The sequence below is a fragment of the Azospirillum sp. OGB3 genome (assembly GCF_014192915.1).
In the GTDB taxonomy this organism is placed as follows: domain Bacteria; phylum Pseudomonadota; class Alphaproteobacteria; order Azospirillales; family Azospirillaceae; genus Azospirillum.
Map to the genome: position 1 here is coordinate 668,389 of NZ_JACHYN010000002.1, position 15,386 is coordinate 683,774.

The 15,386-nt window shown below is 68.5% G+C and carries 18 protein-coding genes, 1 other RNA gene and 1 pseudogene; 12 read left to right on the plus strand and 8 right to left on the minus strand.

Annotated elements, in window-relative coordinates; genetic code table 11:
• Positions 1 to 4: 4 nt before the first annotated feature.
• From FHW79_RS07020 to FHW79_RS07045, 6 genes are all read right to left on the minus strand, one after another.
• Positions 5 to 1,351, minus strand: a complete 1,347-nt coding sequence (locus tag FHW79_RS07020) for an outer membrane protein transport protein (RefSeq protein ID WP_183178217.1) — start codon at positions 1,349 to 1,351, stop codon at positions 5 to 7.
• A gap of 179 nt (positions 1,352 to 1,530) precedes the next feature.
• A complete protein-coding gene (locus FHW79_RS07025; RefSeq protein WP_183178218.1) occupies positions 1,531 to 2,337 on the minus strand; it encodes a TSUP family transporter in 807 nt (268 codons plus the stop codon).
• Positions 2,338 to 2,356: 19 nt separating this feature from the next.
• Positions 2,357 to 2,995: a thiamine phosphate synthase gene (gene thiE / locus FHW79_RS07030; RefSeq protein WP_183178219.1), complete on the minus strand. Its 639-nt coding sequence runs from the start codon at positions 2,993 to 2,995 to the stop codon at positions 2,357 to 2,359.
• Between the two features lie 12 nt (positions 2,996 to 3,007).
• Complete coding sequence (locus FHW79_RS07035; protein ID WP_137103178.1) at positions 3,008 to 3,937, minus strand: class I fructose-bisphosphate aldolase; 930 nt, start codon at positions 3,935 to 3,937, stop codon at positions 3,008 to 3,010.
• A 180-nt stretch (positions 3,938 to 4,117) separates the two neighbouring features.
• A complete protein-coding gene (locus tag FHW79_RS07040) occupies positions 4,118 to 4,363 on the minus strand; it encodes a hypothetical protein (RefSeq protein ID WP_183178220.1) in 246 nt (81 codons plus the stop codon).
• A gap of 87 nt (positions 4,364 to 4,450) precedes the next feature.
• Positions 4,451 to 4,906 carry a hypothetical protein gene (locus FHW79_RS07045; protein ID WP_183178222.1) on the minus strand — a complete coding sequence of 152 codons (456 nt, stop codon included), beginning with the start codon at positions 4,904 to 4,906 and terminating at the stop codon, positions 4,451 to 4,453.
• Between the two features lie 118 nt (positions 4,907 to 5,024).
• Here FHW79_RS07045 and FHW79_RS07050 point away from each other — a divergent pair, with 118 nt between their 5' ends.
• On the plus strand, positions 5,025 to 5,369 hold the full coding sequence (locus FHW79_RS07050) for a type II toxin-antitoxin system HicB family antitoxin (protein ID WP_183178223.1): 345 nt from the start codon (positions 5,025 to 5,027) through the stop codon (positions 5,367 to 5,369).
• 87 nt (positions 5,370 to 5,456) lie between these two features.
• On the opposite strand, the gene gap is transcribed toward FHW79_RS07050, so the two are convergent.
• Both gap and tkt read right to left on the minus strand, forming a co-directional pair.
• On the minus strand, positions 5,457 to 6,464 hold the full coding sequence (gap, locus tag FHW79_RS07055; protein WP_137138863.1) for a type I glyceraldehyde-3-phosphate dehydrogenase: 1,008 nt from the start codon (positions 6,462 to 6,464) through the stop codon (positions 5,457 to 5,459).
• A gap of 144 nt (positions 6,465 to 6,608) precedes the next feature.
• Positions 6,609 to 8,621, minus strand: coding sequence for a transketolase (gene tkt, locus FHW79_RS07060; RefSeq protein ID WP_183178225.1), 2,013 nt, complete (start codon positions 8,619 to 8,621; stop codon positions 6,609 to 6,611).
• Between the two features lie 328 nt (positions 8,622 to 8,949).
• On the opposite strand from tkt, the gene FHW79_RS07065 reads away from it, so the two are divergent.
• The 11 genes and pseudogenes from FHW79_RS07065 to ybgC all read left to right on the plus strand — a co-directional run bounded on the left by FHW79_RS07065 (position 8,950) and on the right by ybgC (position 15,382).
• The gene (locus FHW79_RS07065) at positions 8,950 to 9,174 is read left to right on the plus strand and encodes a hypothetical protein (protein ID WP_183178227.1); all 225 of its coding nucleotides are present in this window, start codon (positions 8,950 to 8,952) and stop codon (positions 9,172 to 9,174) included.
• 3 nt (positions 9,175 to 9,177) lie between these two features.
• Positions 9,178 to 9,492 (plus strand): cell division protein ZapA, encoded by a 315-nt coding sequence (locus FHW79_RS07070; RefSeq protein WP_183178228.1) that lies wholly within the window; start codon positions 9,178 to 9,180, stop codon positions 9,490 to 9,492.
• A gap of 13 nt (positions 9,493 to 9,505) precedes the next feature.
• Positions 9,506 to 9,665: non-coding RNA, 6S RNA (gene ssrS / locus FHW79_RS07075), on the plus strand.
• 39 nt (positions 9,666 to 9,704) lie between these two features.
• Positions 9,705 to 10,313, plus strand: coding sequence for a 5-formyltetrahydrofolate cyclo-ligase (locus FHW79_RS07080; RefSeq protein WP_183178229.1), 609 nt, complete (start codon positions 9,705 to 9,707; stop codon positions 10,311 to 10,313).
• A 12-nt stretch (positions 10,314 to 10,325) separates the two neighbouring features.
• Entirely contained in the window at positions 10,326 to 11,147 is an 822-nt protein-coding gene (locus FHW79_RS07085) for a TIGR00282 family metallophosphoesterase (RefSeq protein WP_119510676.1), read from the plus strand.
• A gap of 200 nt (positions 11,148 to 11,347) precedes the next feature.
• A complete protein-coding gene (locus FHW79_RS07090) occupies positions 11,348 to 12,100 on the plus strand; it encodes a YebC/PmpR family DNA-binding transcriptional regulator (protein ID WP_014240508.1) in 753 nt (250 codons plus the stop codon).
• Positions 12,101 to 12,128: 28 nt separating this feature from the next.
• Positions 12,129 to 12,638, plus strand: a pseudogene (ruvC, locus tag FHW79_RS32570) (crossover junction endodeoxyribonuclease RuvC); the annotation flags it as partial.
• 9 nt (positions 12,639 to 12,647) lie between these two features.
• Entirely contained in the window at positions 12,648 to 13,196 is a 549-nt protein-coding gene (locus FHW79_RS32575) for a DUF559 domain-containing protein (RefSeq protein WP_247884221.1), read from the plus strand.
• Positions 13,193 to 13,822 carry a Holliday junction branch migration protein RuvA gene (ruvA, locus tag FHW79_RS07100; RefSeq protein ID WP_183178232.1) on the plus strand — a complete coding sequence of 210 codons (630 nt, stop codon included), beginning with the start codon at positions 13,193 to 13,195 and terminating at the stop codon, positions 13,820 to 13,822. Before FHW79_RS32575 ends, ruvA begins: the two co-directional genes overlap by 4 nt.
• Positions 13,819 to 14,910: a Holliday junction branch migration DNA helicase RuvB gene (gene ruvB, locus FHW79_RS07105; protein ID WP_183178234.1), complete on the plus strand. Its 1,092-nt coding sequence runs from the start codon at positions 13,819 to 13,821 to the stop codon at positions 14,908 to 14,910. Before ruvA ends, ruvB begins: the two co-directional genes overlap by 4 nt.
• Positions 14,903 to 15,382: a tol-pal system-associated acyl-CoA thioesterase gene (gene ybgC / locus FHW79_RS07110; RefSeq protein ID WP_183178236.1), complete on the plus strand. Its 480-nt coding sequence runs from the start codon at positions 14,903 to 14,905 to the stop codon at positions 15,380 to 15,382. The genes ruvB and ybgC overlap by 8 nt, the downstream gene beginning before the upstream one ends.
• Positions 15,383 to 15,386 lie beyond the last annotated feature (4 nt).

The following is a 15,386-nucleotide window of genomic DNA, read 5'->3' on the forward strand; positions in this document are numbered from 1 at the left end:
CGGATCAGAAGGTGATTTTCGTCTGCAACGCGATCACATCCACATGGGCCTTGTAGTCGGCGGTCAGGTTGCCGCGGAAGGCGTCGGTGCCCGTCAGGTTGTCGCGCAGGCTCAGCTTGGCTTTGTTGGCGAAGATATGGCTGTAGCCGATGTCGGTCCGGATGCTGTCGGTGAACTGGTACCCCGCGCCGATCGACACCCAGTAGCGGTCCTCGTCGGGGATGCGCGGCGTGCGGTACTGATCGCTGACCGGGGTCTGGTCGTAGGCCACGCCGAAGCGCAGGGTCAGCTTCTCGTTCCACTTGTAGGCGGCGCCCAGTGCGAAGAACCAGGAGTCGTCCCAGTTCTCGTCGGTCACCGTGTCGGTGCGCAGCGGGTTGCGGTAGCGGATGCGCAGCTCCTTGAAGCGCGACCAGTTGGTCCATTGCGCGTCGGCCATCACGGCGATGGAGCTGGTCAGCTCGTGGTAGGCGCCGAAGGAGATGATGTCCGGCGTGGCGACCTTGGCCCGCACCGGCGACCCGGCGAAGCTGGCCTGGAGCGCCGGCACCGCCGGCACGGCCTCGAACTTCGAATCGCCGTCCAGCTCATGGAAGACGGAGGAGCGGTAGGAGACGCCGAATCGGGTGCCCTTGACCGGCTCGTACAGCATGCCGGCCGTGAAGCCGACGCCCCAGTCGTCGCCCTTCACCTCGCCCACGCCGTCGCGCGAGCCCGGCGCGATAGGAACGCCGGTGGCGGCCAGGATGGAACCGAAGTCCACCGCCTGGCTCAGCCGCGCCTTGGCGTACTGGAACTGCAGGCCGCCGGCGATGGTGAGGTCCGGCATCAACCGGTAAGACACGGTCGGGGAGATGTTGATCGTCAACAGGCTGGAATGGATGCCGTGGTAGCGGCCGGTCCAGCTTTCCGGATAGTCGGTGGACAGGCCCCATGGCGCGGTGATGGCCAAGCCCAGCTTGACGTCCGGCGACACCGTATAAGCCAGATAGCCCGACGGAATCACCGCGTCCATGCCGATGTCGCCGGGGTCGGAGGTGCCCAGGATGGTGCTTCCGCCCAGCCGTGCGGCGCGGGTGCCCCGGGCGTTGCTGGTCTTCGAGGTCGGGAACACGCCGCTCAGCACGCCGACCGCCTGGTTCCCCTCGATGGTCCCCAGGGCCGCAGGATTGAAGAACAGGCCGGTGGCGTCGCCCATGCCGTTCGCGGTGGCGCCCGCGAAGGAGGTGCCCTGGCCCGAGGCGCTCTGCTCCTTCAGCAGATAGCCGGCCGCGCCGGCCGGCAGCGGCGCCGCGATGGCGACGGCCGCCGCGGCGGCGAGCAGATTCCCCTTCAGAGACCCTTTGGACATGCGTTTCTCCCCAATTTCGTTATTTGACGCAATGATACACAGATTGACGTTAACGTAAAGTGGCTCCGCTGAAAAAATGTTGGACCAACAAAGTATGCGTCCGGAGATGTGCGTGGGGGAGGGAAATGCCCGCTACGGTCGATTCGCCGCGGGACGGAAGAAGGGGATTTTGAGGGTGCTCAGCCCAGCCAGCCGGCGATCATGGCCATGCCGGCGCCGATCACGCCCTGGGCGTCGGTCCAGATCAGCTTCGCCGTAATGGCGATGGACGCGACGACCAGCATGGGCCGCACGATGGCGGCGCCGTTGCGGATGACCATGTGGGCGCCGATCTGCGCGCCGATCATCTGGCCCACCCCCATCAGCAGCCCGGCCACCCAAGCGATCTGTCCGCCGGCCAGGAAGAAGAGGAGGGCGGCGATGTTGCTGGTGAAGTTCAGCACCTTCGTGTGGGCGGTCGCCTTGCGCAGGTTGAAGCCGAGCAGGGAGACGAAGGCGATGGCGAAGAAGGTGCCGGTGCCCGGCCCGAAGAAGCCGTCGTAGAAGCCGATTCCCGTCCCGGCGAGCAGGGCGAAGCCGCGCTCCCCGATGCGCTGCTGCGCGTCGATCTCGCCGGCCTTCGGCGAGACGAGCAGCCAGATGGCGATGCCGATCAGCAGCACCGGGATGACGTTGCGCAGGAATCCCGGATCGATCATCTGGACGATGACGGCGCCGGCCGCGGAGCCGGCGAAGGTGCAGCCGATCATCACCGCCATGTCGCGCGGCTTCACCTCGCCGCCGCGGGTGAACTTCACCGCGGCGGAGAAGGAGCCGAAGCTGGATTGCAGCTTGTTCGTCGCCAGCGCCTGCGCGGGCGACAGGCCGGCCCAGAGCAGGGCGGGGAGGGTCAGAAGCCCGCCGCCCCCGGCGATGGCGTCGACGAAGCCCGCGACAAGGCCGACCGCGAACAGCGCGGACAGCGTCTCGATGGAAAGGAGGTCCATGATTGAGCGGCGGCCTTCGTTACCCTTCGGCCGCGGCGATGGCGGCGTTGAACGCCTTCACGGCGGCGCCCGGCCCATCGGGATGGTTCCACACGGCGCCGACCACGGCCAGGAAATCGGCCCCGGCGCTCACCAGCGGCCCACAATTCTCCTGGGTGATCCCGCCGATGGCGACGCAGGGAACCTCCATCAGCTCCGACCACCACCGGAGCAGCTCCGGCTCCGCCTTGAACTCGGCGTCCTTGGTGGTGGTGGGGAAGAAAGCGCCGAAGGCGACGTAATCGGCCCCGGCCTCGCCCGCCTCCATGGCGAGATGACGGCTGTCGTGGCAGGTCACGCCGACGATGGCGTCGTTGCCGACGATCCGCCGCGCCTGGGCGTAGGGCGTGTCCTTCTGCCCGACATGCACGCCATCGCAGCCGGTCTCGCGGGCGAGTTGGGGATGGTCGTTCAGGATGAAGGCCACCCCGCGCTCCTGGGCGATCGGGCGGAGGGCGTCGCAGGCCCGGCGCACCGCGTCGTCGGAGCAGTCCTTCAAACGCAACTGGACGCAGGCGACATCGCCCGCGTCCAGCGCTTCGGTCAGTTTCGGCGCGAACGCCGCCGGCTCCAGGACCGGCGGCGTCACGAGGTAGAGCCGGCAGGCGGTTTCGCTCACCCGAGGCGATCCTTACTCTTTGCCCTGGTAGATCTTCATGATCCGGTCGAGCAGCTTCAATGCGTCCTCGCGCGGGCGCTGGAAGGCGTTGCGGCCGATGATCGAGCCGTTGCCGCCACCATCGCGGATCGCGCGGGCGTCCTCGAACACCGCGTCCTCGCCCTTGGTGGCGCCGCCCGAGAAGACCACGATGCGGCGGCCGTTGAAGGCGCACTGCATGATGTGGCGGACGCGGTCGGCCTGGGTGGCGATCGGGATGTTCTTGGACTCGTAGACCTTCTTGGCTTCCGCCTGCTCCAGATGGGCCGACGGCAGCTTCACCTTGATGATGTGGGCGCCGAGCAGGGCGGCCATGTGGGCGGCGTAGCCGATCACGTCGATGGCCAGTTCACCTTCCTTGGAGACGGTGCCGCCGCGCGGGTAGGACCACAGGACGGTGGGCAGGCCGACCGACTTGGCCTCCTTCGACAGCTCGCGGATCTCCTCGTACTGGTCGTACATGGCGTCCGAGCCGGGGTAGATCGTGAAGCCGATCGCCGAGCAGCCGAGGCGCAGCGCGTCCTGCACCGAGGCGGTCACCGCCTGGTCGGCGTCCTCCTTCTGGCGCGACAGGCTGTTGGCGCTGTTCATCTTGAGGATCAGCGGGATCGAGCCGGCGAAGGTCGAGGCGCCGGCCTCCAGCGAGCCGAGCGGGGCGGCGTAGGCGTTGCAGCCGGCGTCGATGGCGAGCTGGTAATGGTAATGCGGGTCGTAGCCCGGCTCGTTCGGCGCAAAGCTGCGCGCCGGGCCATGCTCGAAGCCCTGGTCGACGGGGAGGATCACCAGCTTGCCGGTGCCGCCCAGCTTGCCTTCCATCAGAATGCGGGCAAGGTTGGCCTTGACGCCCGGGGTGTCGCTTTCGTAGTTCGCAAGAATTTCCTTAACACGACGAGTGAGCTTCATCTGGCTCTTCCCCTTGGGGTTTCTGTCGGAAATGCGGCCCTCATAGCCCAGCGCGGGACTCTTTGCAACGTCGGCAGGGGTGTAGCGCGGCCTCCCGCGGTGGCAAATGGGCTTATCCGGGAGGGCGAAGTCGGCAATTGCCGAAGGGAGGGGCGGGCATCGCCGCCCCGCCGTTTTTTGTCACAGCACGGCTTGGACGATGACGTAGAGGCCGTAGCCGGCGCCCACCGCCACGGCCCAGGCTCCAGCGGCCAGGCCGGCCCAGACGACGAGCAGCCGGGCGCCGCGGATCTTTTCCACCTGCGGCGCGGGAAAGCGCGAGCCGCGCGGAAGCCCGTCCGGCCTCTCCGGACGGAGCAGGGCGGAGTCCTCACCCTTCAGCGGTGTGGCGTCCGCCTGGGGCCGCAAAGGCGTGGTCGTGGTCATGGGGGTGGTACCGCATCGTGATGATGAAATCACCATACACCACTTTTGATCGTGCGGATTCGGGGAAAAAGCGGTATCGCCTTGGGACTATTCCGTGACATGGCCAGCGACATGGCCATCATCCTGCCCGCCTAGCCAATCCCGGCAGGCGCGCCGGGGATCGCGGGTGCCGCGCAGGTCAAGCGCTGCGGGAAGGGCCGTCAGCAGGCGGGCGCCGCGCTGCGCAGCGATGTCGGCCAGCCGTTCGGCGACGTCCGCCCGCCCCGTGAACAGGACCCCATCAATGCCGCAGGTCAGCGCGCCCAGGGCGTCGCCGGGGCGGTCGGCGCAGTCGAGAACCGCGGTGATCGCAACCGAGGGGTACCGGGTGGCAGCGCGCTCGACGACCGCGGCGAACCAGCCGGCCCCGGCGGAGGCCGCAGCACCGGGTGCGCTGACCAGCAGCAGCGGAACGCCGAGATCCGCCGCCACGGCGCAGGCGGCCTCGGCGTGGGGCAGGCTGTGGAAACGGATGGGGCGGCTGTGCGGGGGCTGGGTGGTCATGACGGGAAGAACCGGATGGGCATTCCCTCATCCCCATTCCGGGAATTGAGGCAGGTCAAACCACGGGGGCGGAGGCGGGGCTATCCTTCCACCCCACGCATTCCTGGGGTCGCCGCCGATGATGGACTATAAGGGCTACAAGGCCCAGATCGATTTCGACGACGATGCCGGCATCTTCGTCGGCGCCGTCATCAACACGCGCGACGGCATCACCTTCACCGGCCGCTCGGTCGATGAGCTGCGCCGGGCCTTCCGCGAGGCCGTGGACGATTATCTGGCGATGGCCTGCGACATGGCGGGCAACACCGAGCAGCCCTATTCCGGCAAGCTCGCCATCCGCGTCAACCCGATACTCCACCGCGCCATCGCCACCTGCGCCGAGCGCGAGGGCAAAAGCGTCGCCGCCTGGGTCGCCGACCAGTTGACCCACGCCACGGGAATCAACGCCGTCAAGACGGGGTGACCGCGGCCCGGTTGCGGCGGCCTGCCCATGAAAAAGGGCGCCCCGGCCGGGGCGCCCTTTTCCTTTGGCCTCAAAGCCGTGAACGGCTTACTTGGCGTTGGCCATGGCGACGGCGGTGTCGCTCATACGGTTGGAGAAGCCCCACTCGTTGTCGTACCAGGTCATGATGCGGACGAAGTTGCCGTCGATGACCTTGGTCTCGTTCAGCGCGAAGATCGAGCTGTGCGGGTCATGGTTGAAGTCGGTGGAGACGAGATCCTCGGTGTAGGCGCCCAGGATGCCCTTGAGCGGGCCGTTGGCGGCCTCGGAAATCGCCTTGGTGATCTCCTCCACCGAGGTGGCGCGCTTGGCGGTGAACTTGAAGTCGACCACCGAGACGTTGGGCGTCGGCACGCGCATGGCGGTGCCGTCCAGCTTGCCCTTCAGCTCGGGCAGCACCTTGCCCACCGCCTTGGCGGCGCCGGTCGAGGTCGGGATCATGTTCAGCGCCGCGGCGCGGGCGCGGTGCAGGTCCTTGTGGTTGGTGTCGACGATGCGCTGATCCCCCGTGTAGGAGTGGATCGTCGTCATGAAGCCCTTCTCGATGCCGATCAGCTTGTTCAGCACGAAGGCCACCGGGGCCAGGCAGTTCGTCGTGCACGACGCGTTCGAGACGATGCGGTGCTCGGCCTTGAGCTGGTCGTGGTTGACGCCGTAGACCACCGTGATGTCCTCGTCGGTGGCCGGGGCGGAGATCAGCACCTTCTCCGCACCCGCTTCCAGGTGCTTGGCGGCGTCGGCGCGCTTGGTGAAGATGCCCGAGCATTCCATGGCGATCTGGATGCCCAGATCCTTCCACGGCAGCTTGGCCGGGTCACGCTCCTGCACGACCTTGATCGAGTGACCGTTGACGATCAGTTCGCCGTCGCGGGTCTCGATGGTGCCGGGGAAACGGCCGTGGACGCTGTCGTACTTCAGCAGGTGGGCGTTGGCCTTGAGGTCGGCCAGGTCGTTGATCGCCACGACCTCCACGTCGTTGCGGCCGCTCTCGTAGATGGCCCGCAGAACCAGACGGCCGATGCGGCCAAAACCGTTGATCGCTACCCGAACAGCCATTGTTTTTCCTCCAGTCTGGCATTCCCCGACCCCGAACCATCCGGCTTGGGGCGGTAACTCCCGGCCCCGGATGTGTGGTCCGGGGCGGCAATTGTCAGCCCCGGACCGTCGGCCCGGAGCCCGATCCCGCGAACGCTCGCTCTTTTACAGGCGCGCCTTCGCCGCGGCGACCACGGCCTCGGCGGTAATGCCGAAGTGCTTGTAGAGTTCCTGATAGGGGGCCGACTCGCCGAAGCCGCTCATGCCGACGAAGGCGACGGCCGTGGCGCCCGGATAACCAAGCCAGCGGTCCCAGCCCTGACGGATGGCGGCCTCGACCGCGACGCGGACGCCGCTGCCGAGCACGGAAGCCTTGTAGGCGTCGTCCTGCGCCTCGAACAGCTCGAAGCTCGGGATCGACACCACGGCGGCGCCGATGCCCTCGGCCTGCAGCGCCTTGCGGGCCTCGGCGGCCAGGGAGACTTCCGAGCCGGTGGCGAGCAGCGTCACCTTGCGCTCGCCCTCGGCCTCCAGGATCACGTAGCCGCCGCGGGCGGAACGGTTCTCGGCGGCGTGCTCGGTGCGCAGGGTTGGCACGTTCTGGCGGGTCAGCGCCAGGACGGACGGGCCGTTGACCCGCTCCAGCGCGATCTGCCAGCACTCCGCGGTCTCCACGGCGTCGGCCGGGCGCAGGGTCAGCAGGTTCGGGATGGCGCGGAGCGCGGCCAGATGCTCCACCGGCTGGTGGGTCGGGCCGTCCTCGCCGAGGCCGATCGAGTCGTGGGTCATCACGAAGATCGAACGCTGCTTCATCAGCGCGGCCAGGCGGATCGACGGGCGGCAGTAGTCGGCGAACTGCATGAAGGTGCCGCCGTAGGGGATGACGCCGCCATGCAGCGCCATGCCGTTCATGACGGTGGCCATGCCGTGCTCGCGCACGCCATAGCGGACGTAGCGGCCGTTGAATTCACCGCGGCCCTTCACGTCGGCGGTGTTCTTCGCCTTGGTGTTGTTCGACGGGGTCAGGTCGGCGGAGCCGCCGATCATCTCCGGCACCGCAGGGACCAGGATGTCGAGCACGTTGCCCGACGCGACGCGGGTCGCCCAGCTCGGCTTGTCCTCCGACACCTTCTTCTTGAAGGCGGCGATCAGCTCGTCCAGGCCGGCGGGCACGCCGCGGTCCATCGCCGCCTCAAAGGCCTTGCGGGCGGACGGGTCCATCGCCGCGACGCGCTGCGCCCAGTCGGCGTAGGCGGCGTCGGCGCGGGTGCCGGCGGCGCGCCAGGCGTCGAGCACGTCCTGCGGGACGACGAAGGCCTCGTGCGGCCAGCCGAGGTTCTCGCGGGTGGCGGCCACCTCGTCGGCGCCCAGCGGCGAGCCGTGGCAGCCGTGGGTGTTGGCCTTGTTCGGGGCGCCCTTGCCGATGATGGTGCGGCAGGCGATCAGCGTCGGCTTGTCGGAGGTCTGCGCGGCCTCGATGGCCTTGGCGACGGCGTCCGGATCGTGGCCGTCGACGGTCGCCGTGTTCCAGCCGTAGGAGCGGAAGCGGGCCGGCGTGTCGTCGGTGAAGCTGAGGTCGGTGGAGCCGTCGATGGAGATGTGGTTGTCGTCCCACAGCACGATCAGGCGGTTCAGCCCGAGATGGCCGGCCAGCGAGCAGGCCTCGTGGCTGACGCCCTCCATCAGGTCGCCGTCCGAGGCGATGACGTAGGTGAAGTGGTTGATCAGGTCGTCGCCGAAGCGGGCGTTGGTGATGCGCTCCGCCAGGGCGAAGCCGACGGCGGTGGAGACGCCCTGGCCGAGCGGCCCGGTGGTCATCTCGATGCCGAGCGACGGATCGACCTCGGGGTGGCCCGGCGTCAGGCTGCCGAGCTGGCGGAAGCGCTTCAGCTCGTCGATGGTCATCCGCTCATAGCCGGTCAGGTAGCCCAGCGAGTAGATCAGCATCGAGCCGTGGCCGGCCGACAGGATGAAGCGGTCGCGGTCGGCCCAGGCCGGCTGCTTCGGGTTGAACTTCAGGAAGCGCGTGAACAGCACCGTGGCCACGTCGGCCATGCCCATCGGCATGCCGGGGTGGCCGGACTTCGCGGCCTCCACCGCGTCCATGGACAGCGCGCGGATGGCGTTCGCCATGGTGGTGATGGGGGCGGGCGGGGTGGCGGCGGAAGCAGCGGACATCGGGCAGGGTTCCTGAAGAATGTTCCCGTGGGCAGGCGGGCAGCGAACGGTGGGGCCGAATGGGTCGGGCAACACCGATTGGGCGGGAAACCAGGGGTTCCCGCAAGACGCGCGCACCATGCAGAAGCCGTGTGCGCAGGTCAACACGGGAATGGGGATGGCGGCCCGGCTTTCCGCGCATTCGGGAGGCGTCGTTTCCGCCGCAATCTGCGGCGTAATTCCGGTTGACGGGGCGGCGTGGTGGGCCCAACTGTAGCGCTCGGCATTTTATGCATGTGTGAACTGCGGCCCTCCCGGCCGTCCATCCGTTCGTCAAGGTTCCCCGCCCATGGATTCCCTGAAAGCCGCGCTCGACCGCCTCGCCAAGGCCGTGGATCGTCTGGAGCATGCCGCGTGCGCCCGCGAGGAACGGGTGGCCAAGCGCGAGCAGGAACTGAGCGAGTCCCTGCGCGAGGCCCGCATCGAGCAGGCGCGGGCCCAGGAGAACGCGGAAACCGTGTCGAAGCGTCTGGAGGCGGCCATCGGCCGTCTCGAAGCGGTTCTGGAGAATTGAGCCATGGCCCAGGTGGACATCGAGGTGAACGGGCGCGCCTACCGCGTCTTCTGCCAGGACGGCCAGGAGGCCCGCCTGCGTGAGCTGGCCGCCTTCGTCGACGCCAAGCTGAAGCAGGTGACCGGCGGCGGGAAGTCGGGGTCGGAGGCGCAGATGCTCGTCCTGACCGCCATCGTCATGGCCGACGAGATGCAGGATGTCATGGCGGGCCGCGGCCTCGCCCCGCTGTCCACGGTCAACGAGGCCGAGGTGGCCGCCGCCGTGGACAATGTCGCTTTGCGCATCGAAGAGGTTGCCGCGCGGCTCGAGCGCGCTTAAGTTAGTGAACGGAAGGTCGCTGCCTGGTTCGTCAGGTCGCAATAATCCCCAGGGCCGATAATCTTAGACTCTCGGGAGCTGTCCCTGTCCGGACCCTGGTCCGGTTACACGGCGCCCACCTGCTCTGCAGGTCATGGAGGATAAGCAATGCCAACGGCCAAGGCGGCACCTTCCGCCTCTCCCCTGAATTTTCCCGACCTTTCCAGGCGACGATGAGCGACCCGCGCGCGGCCAAGGATGCCGCCCGAGCCCAGGCGCGCGCCCGGCGCGACTCCCTCAGCGACGACCGGCTGCGCGTTTTTGCCGCGGATGCCCTGCGCGACCGTTTCCTGGAGGAGCTGGTCCGGCCGGGGCTGATTCCCGATGGTCCGGTCGCCGGCTATTGGCCGCTCGGCTCGGAACTCGACGTGCGGCCTTTGCTGCTCCATCTTAGGACGGGCGGGCTTAAGTCGGGCGGGCGCTCCATCGCGCTTCCGGTGTCCGGGCCGCGCGGGCAGGCGTTGACCTTCCGCGACTGGGACCCGGCGCTGCCCCTGGCCGCTGGCCGCTATGGCATCCAGGAGCCGGGCGCCGACCGGCCCGAGGTGGTTCCGGCGGTGCTTCTGGTGCCGATGCTGGCCTTCGACCGCAGCGGGCACCGGCTGGGCTACGGCGCCGGTTACTACGACCGGACGCTGGACGCCTTGCGCGCGCTCCGTCCCGTCCTGGCGGTCGGCATGGCCTTCGCCGCACAGGAGATGGACGCGGTGCCCTGCGGGGCGCACGACGAGCGGCTCGATTGGATTCTGACGGAGCGCGAGACGCTCCGCTTTACGCAGTGAAGGTTGGGGACGATGCGGCTTTTGTTTCTCGGTGATGTGGTGGGACGGTCGGGACGCGACGCGGTGATCGCGCACATGCCGATGCTGCGCGACCGGCTCGACCCGGACCTGACCGTGGTCAACGGTGAGAACGCCGCCGGCGGCTTCGGCATCACCGTGAAGATCGCCGAGGAGTTCTTCGCCGCTGGCGTGGACGTGGTGACGCTGGGCAACCACAGTTGGGACCAGAAGGAACTGGTCGCGGCGATCGACCAGCAGCCGCGCATCATCCGCCCGCTGAACTACCCGGAAGGGACGCCGGGGCGCGGCTTCGTGCTGCTGCAGGCGCGGGGCGGGCGCAAGGTGCTGGTCATGAACGTGATGCTGCGCCTGTTCATGGACCCGATGGACGACCCCTTCGCCGCGGTGGACCGGGTGTTGCGCGCCCACCGGCTGGGGCCCAACGGGGCCGACGCCATCCTGGTCGACGTCCATGGCGAGGCGACCAGCGAGAAGATGATCATGGGCCATTTCTGCGACGGCCGCGCCTCGCTGGTGGTCGGCACGCACAGCCACGTCCCGACGGCGGACCATGTGGTGATGAAGGGCGGTACGGCCTATCTGACCGACGCCGGCATGTGCGGCGACTACGACAGCGCCATCGGCATGAAGAAGGAGGTCGCCATGGCCAAGATCATCCGCAAGCTGCCGACCGAGCGGCTGAGCCCGGCGGAAGGCGAGGCCACCGTCTGCGGCTGCTACGTCGAGACGGACGACCGCACCGGCCTCGCCACCAGCATCCAGCCGGTGCGGCTGGGCGGGCGGCTGAGCCAGTCCATGCCGGTCCGGGGCTGAGCGGCGCTGCCGGCCCAGCCCCTGCGGGGCGCAAAAGGGGCGCCCCAATACTGCCATATTGACTTTCTATATGGGTAGGTGTCGTCTCCGGCGCCGAAGGCGTGCGGTGGCGCACAAAGGCTGGTACATGTGTCCCACCGCTTACCAATCTGTTTCACAAGACCTTGTCTCTTTGAATCCATCTGGGGCTCGTTCGACGCATGGCCGGTCATAGCCAATTCAAGAACATCATGCACCGCAAAGGCGCGCAGGACGCCAAGCGGTCGAAGATCTTCAACAAGCTCGCCCGCGAGATCACCGTGGCGGCCAAGGGCGGCCTGCCGGACCCGGCGGCCAACCCGCGCCTGCGCGCCGCGATCACCGCGGCCCGCGTGCAGAACATGCCGCGCGACCGCATCGACCGCGCGATCAAGCAGGGCACGCCCGGCGGTGGCGACGACGCGAACTACGACGAGGTGCGGTACGAGGGCTACGGCCCCGGCGGCGTCGCGCTGATCGTCGAAGCGCTGACCGACAACCGCAACCGCACCGCCTCGGAAGTGCGCTCGGCCTTCACCAAGTACGGCGGCTCGCTGGGCGAGACGAACTCGGTCAGCTTCATGTTCAGCCGCGTCGGCGCGATCTACTACCCGGCCGCCGCCGCGGCCGCGGACGCCGTGTTCGAGGTGGCCCTGGAGGCCGGCGCGGAGGACGTGGCGTCCGACGAGAACGGTCACGAGGTCACCACCACGGTGGAGAATTTCGCGATCGTGCGCGACGCGCTGGAGGCCAAGTTCGGGGGTGCGGAAAGCGCGCGCCTGACCTGGAAGCCGCTGAACACCGTCGCCCCGTCCGAGGACGCCGCGGCCAGCCTGATGAAGCTGCTGGACGTGCTGGAGGACAACGACGACGTCCAGACCGTCGAAGGCAACTTCGACATCTCCGACGAGCTGATGCAGAAGCTGACGGCCTGATTTCAGGCCGCGGAGCGGAGGGACCGGGGTGCTTGGGCAGGCCGGAAGGAGCGGGGCGGCGCAACAGCCGCCCGTACGCCTGTTGGGGCTGGACCCCGGCCTCCGCCACACCGGCTGGGGCGTCATCGACGTGTCCGGCAACCGGCTGACCCATGTGGCGGACGGCGCCGTCCATTCCGACGACGGCCGTCCGCTCGCCGAACGGCTGTGCCAGATCCACGACGCGCTGGCCCAGGTGCTGGAGCGCTACCGCCCCGACGAGGCGGCGGTGGAGGAGACCTTCGTCAACAGCAACGCGGTCTCCACGCTGAAGCTGGGGCAGGCGCGGGCGGTGGCCCTGCTGGTCCCGGCGCTGGCCGGGCTGTCGGTGGCGGAATACGCCAACAACATGGTGAAGAAGGCCGTGGTGGGGCAGGGCCGGGCCGACAAGACGCAGGTGCAGGCCATGGTGCGCCTGCTGCTTCCCGGCTGCGCCATCACCACGCCGGACGCCGCGGACGCGCTGGCCGTGGCGATCTGCCACGCGCATCATCGCGCAAGTTGGCAGATGTGGCGTCGGGGGGCCGACCAATCCCTCTCCCGCCCCGGGAGAGGGTGGCCCGAAGGGCCGGGTGAGGGTCTTGCGTTGCTCGACCCCAACAAACAGGCGAAGCGCTATCCGACGCCGCAGGAAACTGAACGCGCGCGCATCCTGCGCCGGGATTCCACCGATGTGGAAAAAGTCCTCTGGCAGCGGCTTCGCAACGGTCAACTCGGGGCGAAATTCCGCCGACAAGAGGCCATATTTGGTTACACGGTCGATTTCGTTTCCCACGATCATCGCCTGATCGTCGAGTTGGATTGCGGACAGCATGCCGACCGTGCCGAGCAGGACATGCGCCGGTCCCGCTTGCTGGAGCAGGCAGGTTTCCGCGTGCTCCGTTTCTGGAACAACGACGTGAACGAGAATTTGGACGGCGTGCTGAGCACGATCAAAGCGCGCCTGGAAGAAACAACCGTGGTGCGTCGGCCGGTCGCTGCGGCGGCACCCTCACCCGGCCCTTCGGGCCACCCTCTCCCGGGGCGGGAGAGGGGAAACGGGGATGAAAGCGCATGATCGCCAAGCTCACCGGTGTCGTGGATTCGGTCGGGACCGACTGGGTGGTGGTGGACGTCAACGGGGTCGGCTATCAGGTCGCCTGCTCCAACCGCACGCTGTCGCGCATGACGGTGGGGGAGCGGCGGGCGCTGGTCGTCGAGACCTTCATCCGCGACGACCGGATCACCCTCTACGGCTTCGCCGATGCCGGCGAGCGCGACTGGTTCCGGCTGCTGACCACCATCCAGGGCGTCGGCTCGCGCCTGGCTTTGTCGATTCTCGGCGTGCTCGATCCTGACCAGCTCACCCGCGCCATCGCCGCGCAGGACAAGACGGCGCTCACCCGCGCCGACGGCGTGGGGCCGAAGGTGGCCGCGCGCATCGTCAACGAGTTGAAGGACAAGGTGGGCAACCTCACCCTCGGCGCCTCGGCCTCCGCCGCTCCGGCGGCGGGCGGCAAGGCGGCGCCGGCGGCGGGCGGCCCCGACAACATGGTCATGGCGGACGCCGTCTCGGCCCTCGTCAACCTCGGCTACGGACGGTCCGAGGCGTTCGGCGCCGTCGTGGCCGCCGGGCGCAAGCTGGGCGACGGGGCCGGCGTGTCGGAGCTGATCCGCCATGGCCTTAAGGAACTCAGCCAATGACCGCCGACCAGAACGGCTCCGATCCCGACCGGCTGGTGCAGCCGGGGCGGGGCGCCGGCGACTCCGGCGAAGCCTCGATCCGCCCGCTCTCGCTCGCCGAGTTCATCGGCCAGCGGCAGGCGCGCGAGAACCTGTCGATCTTCATCCAGGCCGCCCGTTCCCGCGGGGAGGCGCTCGACCATGTGCTTCTGTTCGGCCCGCCGGGCCTGGGCAAGACGACGCTGGCCCAGATCGTCTCGCGCGAGTTGGGGGTGGGCTTCCGCGCGACCTCCGGCCCGGTCATCGCGCGGGCCGGCGACCTCGCCGCGCTGCTGACCAACCTGCAGCCGCACGACGTCCTCTTCATCGACGAGATCCATCGCCTTAATCCCGCCGTGGAAGAGGTGCTCTATCCCGCCATGGAGGATTTCCAACTCGACCTCATCATCGGCGAAGGCCCGTCGGCGCGGTCCATCCGGATCGACCTGCCGCCCTTCACGCTGGTCGGCGCGACGACCCGGTCCGGCCTGATCACGCGCCCCCTGCGCGAGCGGTTCGGCATTCCTGTGCGGCTGCAATTCTACGAGCCGGACGAGCTGGAGCTGATCGTCCGCCGGGCCGCCGCCGTGTTCAACATGCTCATCACGCCGGAAGGGGCGCGGGAGATTGCCAACCGGTCGCGCGGGACGCCGCGCGTGTCGGGGCGGCTGCTGCGCCGGGTGCGCGACTTCGCCTCGGTGGCCGGCGTGCCGGAGGTGGACGCGCGCATCGCCGACGCCGCCCTGACCCGGCTGGAGGTCGACCGGCTCGGCCTCGACAGCATGGACCGGCGCTATCTCGGCATCATCGCCAACAACTACAACGGCGGCCCGGTCGGCGTGGACACGCTGGGCGCAGCACTCGGCGAGCAGCGTGACGTGCTGGAGGAGGTGGTGGAACCCTACCTGATCCAGCAGGGCTTCCTGCAGCGGACGCCGCGCGGGCGCATGCTGACCGACCAGGGTTTCCGCTATCTGGGCCTCAACCCGCCGTCGGCGCCGACCCGCCAGTTCGACCTGCTGGACCGCCTGACGGAGGCCAACCCGGACCCTGAGGACGACGATGTCTGACGCGGGCGGGACGGCAAATCTCTCGGGCTGGTTTGACGAGAACGCGCAGCACAGGCTGCGCTTGCGGGTCTACTACGAGGACACGGACGCCGGGGGTCTGGTCTATCACGCCAACTACCTGCGCTTCTTCGAGCGGGCGCGCACCGAGATGCTGCGGCTGACCGGATTCACCAACGCCGGGTTGGCCGAAAGCGACGGTGTGTCATTTGCGGTACGACGGGCGGAGATCGATTTTGTCGCTCCCGCAAAGCTCGAGGATACGCTTGAAGTGGTGACGCGAATCACCGATACCGGCGGTGCCTCCTTCGCAGTTGCACAACTTGTCCGTCGCGACGGCCGTGACCTCGCGCGGGCGGTGATTCAACTGGCGATGATCAATTTGGCCGGTAACCGGGCCGGACGTCCCGCGCGCCTTCCGGCGCCGGTCCGCGAGGCGCTCATCGATTTGTACAAAAGGCAGAAGCGAGACTGACTGC